We start from the raw sequence: 14,133 nt of genomic DNA on the forward strand, positions 1-14,133 counted from the left end.
TGCCACACCCAGCCCCGCAATATGCGACCAGATGCCCGCCACCGCCATGCCCCGAACCAACGACCACCGTAGATTGAAAGTCCATATCCTGGCTTTGGGGCTGTTGGCGGTCCTGTCTTTGGTGGTCACCATGGCGATGCCGCCATGGACGAGCCTGACCCATGGCCACACGGACATGCTGTCGGTGCATATCCTGATGGAGCTGTTTGCCGTCCTCATTGCCATGCTGGTGGTTTCGGTGTCCTGGCACACCTTCGATGCACGGGAAGCGCGTTCGGCCAATATTTTGATGTGTGGTTTCCTGATCGTGGCCTGCTGTGATCTGGTACATGCACTGTCCTATGCAGGCATGCCGAACTTCCTGGCGCCGAGCGGCACGCCCCGGGCCATCTTTTTTTGGCTGATGGGGCGCAGCTTCGAGGTTGTCACCATGGCCCTGGTGGCAGTGGAGTGGGTGCCACCGCTATCGCGCAAATTCTGGCTGGCCCTGGGTCTGGGAATTTCTGCGGGCCTGGTCTGGTTTGGCTCTTACGCACTGGATGCCTTTCCAGTGACTTTTGTGCCGGGCCAGGGTGTTACCCCGTTCAAGGCGAACTTCGAGTACCTGCTGTGCTTGTTGAACCTGGCCGTGGCCTTGGTGCTGTGGCGGCGTGCAGAGCGCATCGGCTCGTCGCGCCTGTATCTACTGGCCTTGTCCAGTTTTGTGATGGGCGTGGGGGAGCTTTCGTTCACCGCCTATGTGGCACCGTCTGATTTTCAGAACATTTTTGGCCATGCCTACAAACTGGCTGCCTATGTGTTGCTGTACCAGGCCACCTTCATCACCAGCATCCGCCAGCCATTTGAGGATTTGCGGCAATCCGAAAACAGCTTGCGGGCGAGCGAGAACCGCTACCACTCGGCCCTGGCTTCCTTGTCGGAAGGTGTGGTGGTGCAGGGGGCAAACGGCACTGTTCTGACCGCCAACCGCGCCGCCGCGGCGATCCTGGGCTTGGCGGTGGAACAGCTCCTTGGGTTGAGTCTGGCGGACCCGCGCTGGCGCGCCATCCAGCCGGATGGCCTTCCTTGGCCCGCGGATGCCTACCCCTTTTTGGTGACATTGCGCACTGGCCAGCCCACATCGCAGGTCACCATGGGCATCTACAAACCGGATGGGGCCCTGGTCTGGATTCTGGTGAATTCCGAGCCGATGCACATTCCCGGCGAAATGGCGGTGCGGTCGGTGGTCACCTCATTTACCGACATCACTTTGCGCAAAGATGCCGAAACCCAGCTACGGATTGCGGCTATCGCTTTCGAGTCTCAGGAAGGGATGATGATTACCGATGCCCGGCATGTGATTTTGCGGGTCAACCAGGCTTTCGTTGAAAACACCGGTTATTCCGCACAAGAAGTGGTGGGCAAGACCCCGCGCATGCTGCAGTCGGGTCGGCATGACCGCGCTTTTTATGCGGCCATGTGGGAGGTGGTCCACCGCACCGGGGTCTGGCAGGGCGAGGTATGGGACCGGCGCAAGAACGGTGAGGAATACCCCAATTGGCTGACGATCTCTGCCGTTAAAGGGGCCGACGGCGTGGTCACCCACTATGTAGGGGCGAATCTCGATATTTCCCGGCGCAAGGCCGTCGAGGACCAGCTCCACCAACTATCGTTCTACGACCCCTTGACCCATCTGCCCAACCGCCGCCTGCTGCTGGACCGCCTGGGCCATGCCCTGGCCAGCTATGCCCGTAGCCAGCGCCCGGGGGCGGTGGTGTTGATCGATCTGGACCACTTCAAGACACTCAACGACACCCAGGGCCACGAGGTGGGCGACCGCCTGCTCACCCAGGTCGCCCAGCGGCTGCAATACGCGGTGCGCCAGGGGGATACGGTGGCCCGTCTGGGTGGAGATGAATTCGTGGTCTTGCTGGAAAGCTTTGATCCTGACAGCTTGCTGGCCACGCAGATCGAAACCCGGGCCGAGAAGATTTGCCTGGCCTTGGACCAGCCCTACCAGCTGGAGATCAAGCAGGATGACGGCCAGCGCCAGACCATCGAGTACCACTCCACCGCCAGCATCGGCATCACCCTGTTGGGCGACGCGAACAGCAATGTGGACGAGCTGCTGAAGCAGGCCGATCTGGCGATGTACCAGGCCAAAAACTCGGGCCGCCACGCCATCCGCTTCTTCGACCCCGACATGCAGGCCCGCGTGAATGCGCGCACCGTGCTGGAGACCGAGATGCGGATGGCGCTGCTCAAAGGGCAGTTCCTGTTGCACTACCAGCCTCAGGTGGACGGTGCGCAGCCGCGCCTCACCGGGGCCGAGGTGCTGGTCCGTTGGTTGCACCCCGAGCTCGGCATGGTGTCACCGGCCGACTTCATTCCGCTGGCCGAGGCCAGCGGGCTGATCCTGCCTTTGGGAGCCTGGGTGCTGAAGACCGCCTGCACCCAGTTGGCCGTCTGGGCGGGCCAGCCGCAGATGGCCGCGTTGACCGTGGCTGTGAACGTCAGTGCCCACCAGTTCGCCCAGGCCGACTTCACCGACCTGGTGCTGGACGTGCTGGCGCAGACCGGGGCACCGCCCCAGCGTCTCAAGCTGGAGCTCACCGAAAGCACCCTGGTCAACAACGTCGAAGCCATCATCGCCAAGATGCTGCTGCTCAAAGCGCACGGCGTGGGTTTTTCGCTGGACGACTTTGGCACCGGCTATTCCTCACTGTCCTACCTGAAGCGCCTGCCGCTGGACCAGCTGAAAATCGACCAGTCGTTTGTGCGGGACGTGCTGACCGATCCCAACGACGCGGCCATCGCCCAGATGATCGTCGCCCTGGGCGGCAGCCTGGGCCTGGCCGTCATTGCCGAAGGCGTGGAAATCGAAGCCCAGCGCCAGTTTCTGGCCAGCCACGGCTGCCACGCCTACCAAGGCTATTTGTTCAGCAAGCCCCTGCCTCTGGAGGCCTTCGAGGCATTGGTGCAACGCCGCTTGGGCACCTGCTAGGAAGCCGCCAAGGCCCGTGGCCGGTGGCCCGCAGCTTGCGGGGTCAACCGGAACACCGACACCGTGTGCACCAGCTCGGCCGCCTGGTGCTTCAGGCTGTCGGCGGCGGCGGCGCTTTGCTCGACCAGGGCGGCGTTTTGCTGGGTGGTCTGGTCGATCTGGGTGATGGCCTCGCTGATCTGGCCCACCCCCAGGGTTTGTTCGCGGCTGGCGGCGCTGATGTCGCCCATGATGTCGGTGACGCGGCGGATGGAGGCCACCACCTCCTGCATGGCGGCACCGCTCTCGTCCACCAGCGCCGTGCCCTGCGCCATGCGCTGCACACTGGTCTGGATCAGGCCCTTGATCTCGCGGGCGGCTTCGGCGCTGCGCTGGGCCAGCAGGCGCACCTCGCTGGCCACCACCGCAAAGCCCCGGCCCTGTTCCCCGGCGCGGGCGGCTTCTACGGCGGCATTCAGCGCCAGGATGTTGGTCTGGAAGGCAATGCCGTCGATCACGCCCACGATGTCGGCAATCTTGGTGGAGGCCTGGGCGATGCCGGTCATGGTGTCGGCGGCGCGGGTGAACACCTCGGAGCCGCGCACGGCCACGCTGGAGGCCTGCAGGGCCAGCTGGTTGGCCTGCTGGGCACCGTCGGTGTTTTGCTGGATGGTGGCCCCCAGCTCTTCCATGCTGGCGGCGGTCTGTTCCAGGGCCGAGGCCTGGGCTTCGGTGCGGGCGCTGAGGTCGTGGTTGCCCACCGCGATCTGCTGGCTGGCGCTGGAGACGCTTTCGGCGCTGGCGCGCACGCTGCCCACCACACGGGCCAGGCTGGCCTGCATGCCGTGCAGGGCGTTGAGCAGGTCAGCCAGCTCGTCCTTGCCTGCCACGGCCTGGGCGGCGGTCAGGTCGCCGTTGGCCACGGCCTGCGACACGCCCAGCGCATGGCCGATGCGGGTGGTGATGGTGCGGCTGAAGCGCCAGCTCGCCAGCATCACGGCCAGGCAGACCAGCAGCATCACGCCCAGGCTGATGGTGGTGGCGCGCTGGCCGTTGTGGGCGGCCAGGTCGGCCACGGCGCGGCTGTCGGCGGCAATGGCTTTTTCGGCCTCGTCCAGCAGCTTGGCGGGTTCGCGGTCCATGCCTTGCACCGCCTTGTCGCCCACCGTCGGGTCGAATTCGGCGGCCTTGAAGGCCTCGAACCCCTTGCGGTAGGCCGCGCCCATGGTTTGGTGGGCCTGCGCAAAGCGCTCGACCAGGCCGCGCGCATCGCCCGGCGGCAGGGCCTGCTGCAATTGGCCAGCGGCCTGGGCGATTTCGCCCTCTTTGGTTTCAAACGCCTTCCAGTAGCGCGCCAGTTGCTCGGGGTTTTTGCCGCGCAGCAAGACGTTTTTCCACTCCTGCACCTGCACCTTGAAGTCGTTGAGAAGGTCGCCGATGGCGCGCTCGTTGCTGTGGCGGTCTTGTACCGTGGTTTGGTAGGTGGCCAGCGACTGGTTCAGCTGGTAGATGCCGAACAGCGCGGCGCACAGCACCAGCACCATGGCGGCGGCAAACGCCAGGGGCAGTTTGAGACTCAGTTTCATACATCACCGCTTTGCAGCGCCCACGTGGCCAAGATGTTTACATCTTGACACAAACCGTGTGTATACGCCATCTACTGTGATGCTATTTAATTTATAGCTTCTCACGCCCTATCCATCAGCACGAACGGCCTGAAAGGCTTGAATCAATCGGCCAGAAACCCTTCGACCAGCCGCGCCAGGGCTTCGGGCTGGTCGTGGTGCAGCATGTGGCCCGCGTCCTGGATGGTCGCCACTGTGGCATTCGGCACCGACTGCAGGCGCGTGTGGTACTCGGCCAGCGTGTAGCCCTGGCCCCAGCGGGCCAGGCTGTCGTCGGAGGCTTCGACCGACAGCGTGGGCGCGGTGATACGCTGGTACACGGCCAGCGTTTCATCGACGCGGAACAGCTGGGCGTTGCGCAGCTTGTGGGCCGGGTCGCCCAGAATCTGCCAGGGCCGGGTGCCATCGTTCTGGATGGTGGGCTGCGACCAGTGCTGGGCCAGCCACTCGGCCTTGTCCAGGGGCAGGCGGGGGTTGGTCTTGACCAGGCGGTGGGCCACGCCGCGCAGGTCGGGGTAGGTTTTCAGGCGCATCTCGCCCTGGTGCAGGCTGTGCAGGCCGTCCATCCACTGGGCGAGGCGGCCCGGTGCCTGGGCTGGCGTGGTGGCGGGCATGCCAAAGCCTTCCAGGTTCACCAGGCGGCGGATGCGCTCGGGGCGCACACCCGCGTACAGCATGGCCACGTGGCCGCCCATGCTGTGGCCCACCAGGTCTACCGCCTGGCCGGGGGCGTAGTGGTTCAGCAGAAAGTCCAGGTCGGCCAGGTAGTCGGGAAACCAGAAGCTGTCGGCCCCGCCGCTGCCGGTCTGGCCAAAGCCGCGCCAGTCGGGGGCGATGGTGTGGCGGTCTTGCGCCAGGGCATCCACCATGAACTGGTAGCTGGCCGCCACGTCCATCCAGCCGTGCAGCAGCACCAGTGGCGGCTGGCCGGGCTGGGGCTGGCCCCACTGGCGGACATGGTAAGAAATGCTGCGGATGGGGATGAACTCGCTGCGCGAGGGGCGTTGGATGGCGTACATCCTCCAATATTAGCCACAGCCATGTTGTAGGATGGAAAATTACCCTCTGACACACCTCCGACCACCGCCCCATGAAAAAAATCCAACTCGGTCAAAGCGACCTGCAAGTCACCGCCGTTTGCCTGGGCACCATGACCTTTGGCGAGCAGGTGGGTGAGGCCCAGGCCCACACCATCCTGGACCGCGCGCTGGAGCGCGGCGTGAACTTTATCGATACGGCCGAGATGTATTCCGTGCCCGCCCGGGCCGAAACCTACGGTGCTACCGAAACCATCCTGGGCCACTGGTTCATGCAAAACCCCGGTGCGCGGCACAAGGTGGTGCTGGCCACCAAGGTGGCGGGCCCGGCGCGCGGCATGGGCTGGATCCGCAACGGCAGCCCCGACCTGACCCGCGCCGAGATCATCGACGCCTGCCACGGCAGCCTGCACCGCCTGCATACCGACGTGATCGACCTCTACCAGATCCACTGGCCGGTGCGCCACGTGCCCGCGTTTGGCGGCGTGTACTTTGATCCTGACAAAGACATGCCCGTCTCCAGCATCCACGAGCAGCTAGAAGCCCTGGCCTCGCTGGTCAAGCAGGGCAAGGTGCGGGCCATCGGCCTGTCCAACGAAACGCCTTTTGGGGTGCACGAGTTTGTGCGCCTGGCCGAGCAGCACGGCCTGCCGCGCGTGGCCAGCGTGCAAAACCCCTACTGCCTGGTCAACCGCACGGTGGAAAACGGCCTGGACGAAACCATGTACCGCCTGGGCGTGTCGCTGCTGGCCTATTCGCCGCTGGCTTTTGGCCTGTTGACCGGCAAATACGATGCAAATGGATTTACTAACAGCACCACCGGCCCGGATGCGCCACAGGGCCGCATGTCCCAGTTCGAGTCGATGCGCAAGCAGCGCTGGGGCCGCCCCGAGTCGCTGGAGGCCGCCCGCCGCTACAACGCCCTGGCCCGCGCCAACGGCATGACCCCCACCCAGATGGCGCTGGCGTTTTGCCACTCCAAATGGCAGGTGGCCAGCACCATCATCGGGGTGACCTCGGTGGCGCAGCTGGACGAATGCCTGGATGCCTGGGGCAAGACGCTACCGAGCGCGTTGCTGGCCGAAATCGACAAGATCCGCTGGGAACTGCGCGACCCGGCACAGTAAGCTGATTGCTATCATTTAAGTAGCTTCTCACGCTTATGGAATGGGCGGTGACGGCATATTTCTTATAAATTATTGGACATGGCCAAAACTGCGCACATTTCGGAAACCCCGGCCACCCAGTTCCTCAAGGCGCAGGGCGTGGCCTTCACTGAACACCCCTACACCTACCTGGAGCACGGTGGTGCCCAGCACAGCGCCGAGGTGCTGGGGCTGGACCCGTTTACCGTGGTCAAAACCCTGGTGATGGAAGACGAGCACGCCAAGCCGCTGATCGTGCTGATGCACGGCAACCGCGCGGTGTCGCTGAAGAACCTGGCGCGGCAGATCGGCTGCAAATCCGTCGCGCCCTGCAAACCCGAGGTGGCCAACCGGCACAGCGGTTACCTGGTGGGCGGCACCTCGCCGTTTGCCACCCGCAAAACCATGCCGGTGTACGTCGAAGCGGCGATTTTGGAGCTGCCCCGCATCGCCATCAACGGCGGGCGGCGCGGCTACCTGGTGGGGTTGAACCCGCAGGTGTGCGTGCAGTTGCTCAACGCAAAGCCGGTGGACTGCGCCATTCCGCTGTGACGAACAGGCAAAATGCGCCACCGTTTGGAGACATAGTTTTGACCACGATCTACCCTGTTTTAGCCACCCTGGCCGCCTACCTGCTGGGCTCGCTGTCGTTTGCCGTCATCGTCAGCCGGGTGATGGGCCTGAGCGACCCGCGCACCTTTGGCAGCAAAAACCCCGGGGCCACCAATGTGCTGCGCTCGGGCAGCAAGCCCGCCGCCATCGCCACCCTGCTGCTGGACGGCGTGAAGGGCTGGCTGCCGGTGGCACTGGTGGGCTGGTACGGCAAACCGTACGGGCTGGAAGACGGCACCATCGCCCTGGTGGGGCTGGCGGCGTTTCTGGGCCATCTGTACCCTGTTTTTTTCAAATTCGTGGGCGGCAAGGGCGTGGCCACGGCGCTGGGCGTGCTGCTGGGCATCCACCCGCTGCTGGGCCTGGTAGCCATGCTGACCTGGCTGCTGGTGGCCTTTGTCTTCCGGTTTTCGTCGCTGGCCTCGCTGGTGGCCACGGCCCTGGCCCCTGTGGTCTACGTGCTGGGCAGCGGTGGGGCCTGGTACAGCGAAACGCCGGTGCTGATCTCCATCTGCGTGATGGCCGCACTGCTGTTCTACCGGCACCGCGAAAACATCGTGCGCCTGCTGAACGGCAAAGAGTCTCGCCTGGGCAAAGGCAAAAAGCCGGCCTGATCGGCCGCGCCGTCGCTTCAGACTAGAACGGTCAAATTCCAGGGATACCGTGGAACCGGCTTTGCCGGGCCACTGGTATCGCCCCCTGCAAGGGGGTTGGCGGAAGACGCGAAGCGCTGAAGCCTGGGGGTGTGCCTTTACCTTGCAGCCCGGTCGGCGTAAATGCCCTGGCGCAGCAGGCTCTGGTGGTTGACGCGCACCTTCACCGCATCCTGCGTCAGCGCGGCCTGGATCAGCGGGCTGCTGGTGGCGGTGCGGTGCAGGCGCGGCGGCACAAAGGTGTCGCCATTGCGGTTCAGCAGCATGGCCACCAGAGGGTGGTTGGCCTTGGCGCTGCGGCGCAACACCACGGCGGTTTCGCCGCTGTCCATGCGCACATAGGTGCCGGGCGGGCACAGGCCAATGGCCCGCACCAGCGCAAAACCCACCGGGTCGTGCGCGCCCAGGGCGCTGGCCATGATGCTGCGCACCGAATCCGTCACGCTGCGCCCGGTGCGCGATTTGCGCGGGCTGACCATGGCCGCATAGCGGTCTACCACGCGCAGGGTGTGGGCCAGCCGGGGCACCAGGCCCAGGGCCTGGACATCGCTGCGCGGGTCGTGCGCGTGGTGGTGGGTGGCCACCACATCCAGCCAGTCGGGGTCGGTGATGCCCACCTCGGTCAGCACCTGGCGGCCGGCGGCGGCGTGGCTGCGGATCAGCGTCTGCTGCGCGTCGGTGGGTGGGCTGGTTTGCACGGCCAGGCTGTCCTGCAGCTGGGTCATGCCGATGTTCATGGTCATGGCGGCACACACCAGGCTGTTGCGTTCGCTGTCCACCAGGTGCAGTTCGTGGGCGGTGATGTGGCACAGCACGGCGCATACCAGGGCGTGCAGGGCGCTGTAGCCGACCGACGCATTGGTGGCCAGCTGGAACAGCAAATACAGCGCCGTGTCGGTGTCTTGGTGCAGCAGGTCTTGCATCCAGCGGTCGTACTGCCGGATTTTGGATTCAAAGTCGGGGATGTTGCGCGGATTGGCCAGCACCATGGCCAAGCCCGACTCCAGATCGGCCCACAGGCTGAGCAGGTCTTCGTAATCGGCTTCCTGCGGAGAGGGCACTTGGGTGGTGGGCATGTATCGGGGGCAGTCAGAGGTACAGGCCGAATTTAGCAGAGACGGGGCATGTGTACACGATCTCAGTATCGCCGTTCCAGCACCATCTGGTCGTTGATGCGGGTCATCTGGAACTGGGTCAGGAAGCTGTTGCCCAGCAGCACATAGGGCATGGACGCGGGCGTGACCACCGCTTCCACCCCCGGCAGCTCCACATCGCCGATGCGCACCGAGTTCAGCCGGATGCGCCAGCCGATGGAGTTGCCGTTGGCTGTGTTCATGCGGATCTGTTCGCCGTTCTTGTAGGGAATGCCCATGCGCTCGGCATCGTTCACGCCCAGGGCGACCGCAGTGGCCCCGGTGTCCACCATGAACTGCATGGCCTGGCCGTTGATCTTGCCGGGGCCCATGAAGTGGCCCTGGCTGTCGGCCATCAGCACGATCTTGTTGCCCGTGCCCTTGCCCTTGACGCTCACCGGCGACTCGCCCACGCGCAGGGTGGCGCGCTTGCCCGCAATCTCCACCACCGCCTCGTCGTTGGCGGCAGACAGCAGCTTCACCCCCAGATAGGTTTCGCCCGGTGCCACGCTCTTGGGCGCGCGCCCATCGACCAGCAGCAGGGCCTTGCCGCCCATCATGCCGCTCAGGGCGACGCTTTGGGCCTGCGCGCCCGCAACCATGGCCGTACAGAGCACGGTCAGGCCGAGGCGGTGCAGGGTGTGCATCAGTCGCGTTGGTTGTTGAAGCTCAGGGGCAGGTCGGTGATCTCTTTGCGGATCACCGCCATGGCCGATTGCAGATCGTCGCGCTTGGCGCCGGTGATGCGCACCGCATCGCCCTGGATGGCGGCGGTGACCTTGAGCTTGCTGTCCTTGATGGCGCGGGTGATTTTTTTGGACACCTCGGTCTCAATGCCGTTGCGCACCTTGACCACCAGCTTGACCTTGTCGCCGCCCATCTTTTGCACGTCGCCCTTGTCGAGGAACTTCACGTCCACGCCTTGCTTGGTCATTTTGTTGGTCAGTACGTCCATGATCTGGTCTAGCTGGAATTCGGCATCGCCGATCAGGGTGATTTCCTTGTCTTTGAGCTCGATGCTGGCCGAAGTGCCCTTGAAGTCGAAGCGGGTGGCGATTTCTTTGGCGGAGTTGTCCACCGAGTTGCGCACTTTGGGCAGGTCGGGTTCGCAAACGGTATCGAATGAGGGCATGGTTTTCTCGGAAATAGGGTGTGGGCGAGGGCTGTATTGGCAGATGGCCCGCCGCCCGGTGGGACAATCCAGGCATGTTAATCGAGAAAAATGTTCCCCTGCGCGGCTACAACAGCTTTGGCATCCACGCCCGCGCCCACACCCTGGTGCGCATCCGCAGCGAGGCCGACCTGCTGGCGCTGCGCTCCGATGCCACGCTGCAGGCCCAGCCCAAGTTCGTGCTGGGCGGCGGCAGCAACATCGTCATCACCGGCGATGTAAAGCCCGTGGTGCTCAAGGTGGAAGTGCCCGGCAAGCGCCTGGTGGCCGAGACCGACAAAGCCTGGGTGGTGGAAGCCGGTGCCGGGGAAAACTGGCACGACTTTGTGGCCTGGACGATCGACCAGGGCTACTGGGGGCTGGAAAACCTGGCCCTGATCCCCGGCACCGTGGGCGCTACGCCGGTGCAGAACATCGGTGCCTACGGCGTGGAGCTGCAAGACCGCTTCGAGGCGCTGGACGCGGTAGATCTGCAAACGGGCGACAGCTTCACCCTGAACGCCGCCCAGTGCGCCTTTGGCTACCGCGATTCGGTCTTCAAGCACCAGGGCGGCATGGGCCTGGAGGGCAGGGCGCTGATCACCCGCGTGCGCTTCCACCTGGCGAAAGCCTGGAAACCGGTGCTCGGCTACCTCGATCTGGAAAAGAAAATGGCCGCCACCGGCATCACCGCGCCCAGCGCGCGCCAGATCTTCGACTGGATCTGCGAAATCCGCCGCGCCAAGCTGCCCGACCCGCAGGTGCTGGGCAACGCAGGCAGCTTCTTCAAGAACCCCACCGTCAGCGCCGAGCAGTGCGCCGACATCATCGCTCGCGAGCCCCGGGTGGTCTATTACCAGCTGGACAACGGCACGGTGAAGCTGGCGGCGGGCTGGCTGATCGATGCCTGCGGCTGGAAGGGCAAGTCGGTGGGCAACGCCGCCGTGTACGACAAGCAGGCCCTGGTACTGGTGAATCGGGGTGGGCCTGCGCACCCTGCGACCGGCGGCGAGGTCATGACCTTGGCCAAAGCCATCCAGACCAGTGTGTACGAGCGCTTCGGCATCCGCCTGGAGCCCGAGCCGGTAGTCGTTTAACAGGGTAATTTTCTATGCCGCATCTCGTCATCCTCTACACCGGTCAACTCGACGCGCCCGCTGCCCAGGGCGGTAGCGACATCGGCCAGCTCTGCCGCAGCCTGGCCGACACCATGCTGGGTGTGCTGGACGATGCGGGCCAGCAGCTCTTTCCCACGGGCGGCACGCGCGTGCTGGCCTACCCGGCGGCGCATTACGCGGTAGCCGACGGCAATGGAGATTACGCGTTTGTCTACCTGAACCTGCGCATGGGCAAGGGCCGCAGCGAGGCCACCCAGCAGCGCGCGGGCGAGGCGTTATTGGCCTGTACCCGGGCGCATTTCGCGCCGATTTTTGACCAGCGCCCCATCGGCATCACGCTTCAGATCGACGTGGGCCCCGAGGTGTTTGACGGCAAATACAACAACCTGCACCCGCTGTTCCAGAAGAACTAGCGGGCGGCTGCTTTAGCCGAAATGGCAGATGTAGTGGTAGGGGGCGGTGACGCGGATCTGGAAGCTGGCGTTGCCTGGCACGCTGAAGGTTTCGCCTTCGCCCGACTTCACCCACACATCCGTGCCTGCCAGCATGTATTCGCATTCGCCGCCTACGCCTTCCATGATCTCGGGCGCGCCGGTGTTGAAGGTCAGCGTGGCGGGCAGGATCACGCCCACGCTCTTTTTGGTGCCGTCGGCAAAGCTCACGCCGTGGCTGATGCACTTGCCGTCAAAGTAGACGCTGGCCTGGGTGGTGACGGTGACGCTGGGGATGTGGGTGGTGGTCATGGTTAAAAACGGGTTTGCTATTGTTTATGTAGCTTCTCGTGCTTATAGAATAAGCGCTAGAAGCCAATTTGATTGCTAAAAATCGGGCAGAACACTATTGTAAGAGGGCCGCCCAGGCCTCCGGGCTGAAGCCCACCGTCAGCCCATCGCCGCCCCATTCCACCACCGGGCGCTTCACGGTGCTGGTGTGCGCCAGCATCACCGCCTGGGCGCTGGCGGCATCCACCACGCTGGCCTGGGTGGCAGCGTCCAGCTTGCGCCAGGTGGTGCCCTGGCGGTTCAGCACTTTCTCCCAGCCCAAAGCCTGGGTCCAGACCGCCAACCGGTCAGCAGGCACACCGGCTTTTTTGAAGTCGTGGAAGGTATAGGGCAGGGCCTGGGCAGTGAGCCAGGCACGGGCCTTTTTGACCGTGTCGCAGTTGGGGATGCCGTAGAGGGTAATCATGGGCAGATTATTCCATAAGGCCCACCAATAGCTATATATTCCGTAGCGGCTTATGCTTTCTGCATAAGCGGTAGATGCCTAAATTCCATATAAATTGCGTAAAAGCATCCCTTCCAGAAACACCGCAGAACTGGCTTTGCCAGGCTGCTGGTGTTGCCCCCTGCAAGGGGGTTGGCGAGAGCGAAGCGAAGCCTGGGGGTGAGACAATCTTCCCCATGCAAACCCTGAACGACTGGCTGGCGCACTGCGAGCGGCTCCACCCCACCACTATCGAACTCGGCCTGGACCGGGTGCGCACCGTAGCCCAGCGCATGGGCTTGGCGCTGACCTGCCCCGTCATCACCGTGGCGGGCACCAACGGCAAGGGCTCCACCTGCGCCATGCTGGAGGCCATCCTGCTGCAATCGGGCTACCGCACAGGGGTCTACACCTCGCCGCACCTGGTGCATTTTGAAGAACGTTGCCGGATTGGTGGCGAGATTGCCGGTGCTGCGGACTTTGTAGCGCACTTTGCAGCCGTGGAGAGCGCAAGAGGCGAAATTTCCTTAAGCTATTTTGAATTTTCCACCTTGGCGATTTTGGCGTTGATGGCGCAGTCCCAGCTGGACGTGGCGATTCTGGAAGTGGGCCTGGGCGGGCGGCTGGATGCCGTCAACATCATCGACACCGACTGCGCCATCATCACCAGCGTGGACCTGGACCACATGGAATTTTTGGGCACCACCCGCGAAGCCATCGGCTTCGAGAAGGCCGGCATCATGCGCGCGGGCAAGCCGGTGGTGGTCAGCGACCCCATGCCGCCGCAAAGCGTGCTGGACCATGCCCAAGCCATAGGTGCCGACCTGTGGCGTTTTGGTGAAGACTTCAATTTCTCGGGCGACAAGCAGCAGTGGGGCTGGGCCGGGCGCGGACGGCGTTACGCGGGCCTGGGTTACCCCGGGCTGCGCGGGGCCAACCAGCTGATGAACGCCTCCGGCGTGTTGGCGGCGCTGACCGCGCTGCGCGAGCAGTTGCCCATCACCGCCCAGGCGGTGCGCACCGGCTTGTCCATGGTCGAACTGCCGGGCCGCTTCCAGATCGTGCCCGGCCAGCCCACGTTGGTGCTGGACGTGGCGCACAACCCGCACGCGGTGGCGGCGCTGGCGGCCAACCTGGATGCCATGGGCTTTTACCCCACCACCCACGCGGTGTTCGGGGCCATGGCCGACAAAGACCTGCTGCCCATGCTGGCGCGCATAGGCCCGCTGATCGACCGCTGGTATTTCACCGACATGCCCACCCCCCGCGCGGCCACGGCGGCGCACTTGCAAACCCAGTGGCTGGCCCAAAATACCCGTAAAGATGCATCCAGTTCGGTGCACACGGACCCCATGCAGGCACTGCATGCGGCCATCGCTGCCGCAGACCCCGCTGATAGAATCGTAGTCTTTGGCTCGTTTTATACAGTGGGCGGCGTGCTGGAAGGCGGCATTCCCCGGCTGACCGCCAAACACCTCGGCTCCTGACACTC

Annotated in this window: 14 protein-coding genes; 7 read left to right on the top strand and 7 right to left on the bottom strand. The window is 64.3% G+C overall.

The features are described from left to right. The first annotated feature begins 46 nt into the window (after positions 1-46). The gene (locus AC097O_RS07185) at positions 47-2,983 is read left to right on the top strand and encodes a bifunctional diguanylate cyclase/phosphodiesterase (protein ID WP_479592161.1); all 2,937 of its coding nucleotides are present in this window, start codon (positions 47-49) and stop codon (positions 2,981-2,983) included. Here AC097O_RS07185 and AC097O_RS07190 read toward each other — a convergent pair. Together AC097O_RS07190 and AC097O_RS07195 are read right to left on the bottom strand one after the other, a co-directional pair. Beyond that, the gene (locus AC097O_RS07190; protein WP_479592162.1) at positions 2,980-4,548 is read right to left on the bottom strand and encodes a methyl-accepting chemotaxis protein; all 1,569 of its coding nucleotides are present in this window, start codon (positions 4,546-4,548) and stop codon (positions 2,980-2,982) included. The genes AC097O_RS07185 and AC097O_RS07190 overlap by 4 nt on opposite strands. Positions 4,549-4,691: 143 nt before the next feature. Beyond that, positions 4,692-5,606, bottom strand: coding sequence for an alpha/beta fold hydrolase (locus tag AC097O_RS07195; protein WP_479592163.1), 915 nt, complete (start codon positions 5,604-5,606; stop codon positions 4,692-4,694). 71 nt (positions 5,607-5,677) lie between these two features. On the opposite strand from AC097O_RS07195, the gene AC097O_RS07200 reads away from it, so the two are divergent. The 3 genes from AC097O_RS07200 to plsY all read left to right on the top strand — a co-directional run bounded on the left by AC097O_RS07200 (position 5,678) and on the right by plsY (position 7,995). Continuing rightward, positions 5,678-6,751: an aldo/keto reductase gene (locus AC097O_RS07200; RefSeq protein ID WP_479592164.1), complete on the top strand. Its 1,074-nt coding sequence runs from the start codon at positions 5,678-5,680 to the stop codon at positions 6,749-6,751. Between the two features lie 78 nt (positions 6,752-6,829). After that, on the top strand, positions 6,830-7,321 hold the full coding sequence (locus AC097O_RS07205; protein ID WP_479592165.1) for an aminoacyl-tRNA deacylase: 492 nt from the start codon (positions 6,830-6,832) through the stop codon (positions 7,319-7,321). 38 nt (positions 7,322-7,359) lie between these two features. Then, positions 7,360-7,995, top strand: a complete 636-nt coding sequence (gene plsY / locus AC097O_RS07210; protein ID WP_479592166.1) for a glycerol-3-phosphate 1-O-acyltransferase PlsY — start codon at positions 7,360-7,362, stop codon at positions 7,993-7,995. A 137-nt stretch (positions 7,996-8,132) separates the two neighbouring features. Here plsY and AC097O_RS07215 read toward each other — a convergent pair whose 3' ends face one another. The 3 genes from AC097O_RS07215 to AC097O_RS07225 form a co-directional block, all read right to left on the bottom strand. Next, positions 8,133-9,110 (bottom strand): HD-GYP domain-containing protein, encoded by a 978-nt coding sequence (locus AC097O_RS07215; protein WP_479592167.1) that lies wholly within the window; start codon positions 9,108-9,110, stop codon positions 8,133-8,135. 62 nt (positions 9,111-9,172) lie between these two features. Further along, positions 9,173-9,814 (bottom strand): retropepsin-like aspartic protease family protein, encoded by a 642-nt coding sequence (locus AC097O_RS07220; RefSeq protein ID WP_479589267.1) that lies wholly within the window; start codon positions 9,812-9,814, stop codon positions 9,173-9,175. Further along, positions 9,814-10,299, bottom strand: a complete 486-nt coding sequence (locus tag AC097O_RS07225; protein ID WP_315202446.1) for a YajQ family cyclic di-GMP-binding protein — start codon at positions 10,297-10,299, stop codon at positions 9,814-9,816. Before AC097O_RS07225 ends, AC097O_RS07220 begins: the two co-directional genes overlap by 1 nt. A gap of 74 nt (positions 10,300-10,373) precedes the next feature. Here AC097O_RS07225 and murB point away from each other — a divergent pair, with 74 nt between their 5' ends. Both murB and AC097O_RS07235 read left to right on the top strand, forming a co-directional pair. Then, complete coding sequence (gene murB / locus AC097O_RS07230) at positions 10,374-11,414, top strand: UDP-N-acetylmuramate dehydrogenase (protein ID WP_479592168.1); 1,041 nt, start codon at positions 10,374-10,376, stop codon at positions 11,412-11,414. 14 nt (positions 11,415-11,428) lie between these two features. Next, the gene (locus AC097O_RS07235) at positions 11,429-11,848 is read left to right on the top strand and encodes a 5-carboxymethyl-2-hydroxymuconate isomerase (RefSeq protein WP_479592169.1); all 420 of its coding nucleotides are present in this window, start codon (positions 11,429-11,431) and stop codon (positions 11,846-11,848) included. A gap of 12 nt (positions 11,849-11,860) precedes the next feature. Here the strand turns inward: AC097O_RS07235 and ppnP are convergent, their stop codons facing one another. Together ppnP and AC097O_RS07245 are read right to left on the bottom strand one after the other, a co-directional pair. Continuing rightward, complete coding sequence (gene ppnP, locus AC097O_RS07240) at positions 11,861-12,178, bottom strand: pyrimidine/purine nucleoside phosphorylase (protein ID WP_479592170.1); 318 nt, start codon at positions 12,176-12,178, stop codon at positions 11,861-11,863. A gap of 94 nt (positions 12,179-12,272) precedes the next feature. Then, entirely contained in the window at positions 12,273-12,623 is a 351-nt protein-coding gene (locus AC097O_RS07245; RefSeq protein WP_479592171.1) for an ArsC family reductase, read from the bottom strand. Between the two features lie 215 nt (positions 12,624-12,838). On the opposite strand from AC097O_RS07245, the gene folC reads away from it, so the two are divergent. Continuing rightward, positions 12,839-14,128, top strand: coding sequence for a bifunctional tetrahydrofolate synthase/dihydrofolate synthase (folC, locus tag AC097O_RS07250; RefSeq protein ID WP_479592172.1), 1,290 nt, complete (start codon positions 12,839-12,841; stop codon positions 14,126-14,128). Positions 14,129-14,133: the final 5 nt, after the last annotated feature.

It is taken from the genome of Rhodoferax sp. LS1P39, assembly GCF_056521425.1.

Coding starts and splice junctions, on each gene's coding strand:
- AC097O_RS07225 (WP_315202446.1), bottom strand. CDS start 10,299: ATGCCCTCATTCGATACCGTTTGCGAACCCGACCTGCCCAAAGTGCGC.
- AC097O_RS07220 (WP_479589267.1), bottom strand. CDS start 9,814: ATGCACACCCTGCACCGCCTCGGCCTGACCGTGCTCTGTACGGCCATG.
- murB (WP_479592168.1), top strand. CDS start 10,374: ATGTTAATCGAGAAAAATGTTCCCCTGCGCGGCTACAACAGCTTTGGC.
- folC (WP_479592172.1), top strand. CDS start 12,839: ATGCAAACCCTGAACGACTGGCTGGCGCACTGCGAGCGGCTCCACCCC.
- ppnP (WP_479592170.1), bottom strand. CDS start 12,178: ATGACCACCACCCACATCCCCAGCGTCACCGTCACCACCCAGGCCAGC.
- AC097O_RS07235 (WP_479592169.1), top strand. CDS start 11,429: ATGCCGCATCTCGTCATCCTCTACACCGGTCAACTCGACGCGCCCGCT.
- AC097O_RS07185 (WP_479592161.1), top strand. CDS start 47: ATGCCCCGAACCAACGACCACCGTAGATTGAAAGTCCATATCCTGGCT.
- AC097O_RS07245 (WP_479592171.1), bottom strand. CDS start 12,623: ATGATTACCCTCTACGGCATCCCCAACTGCGACACGGTCAAAAAGGCC.
- AC097O_RS07205 (WP_479592165.1), top strand. CDS start 6,830: ATGGCCAAAACTGCGCACATTTCGGAAACCCCGGCCACCCAGTTCCTC.
- AC097O_RS07215 (WP_479592167.1), bottom strand. CDS start 9,110: ATGCCCACCACCCAAGTGCCCTCTCCGCAGGAAGCCGATTACGAAGAC.
- AC097O_RS07195 (WP_479592163.1), bottom strand. CDS start 5,606: ATGTACGCCATCCAACGCCCCTCGCGCAGCGAGTTCATCCCCATCCGC.
- AC097O_RS07200 (WP_479592164.1), top strand. CDS start 5,678: ATGAAAAAAATCCAACTCGGTCAAAGCGACCTGCAAGTCACCGCCGTT.
- AC097O_RS07190 (WP_479592162.1), bottom strand. CDS start 4,548: ATGAAACTGAGTCTCAAACTGCCCCTGGCGTTTGCCGCCGCCATGGTG.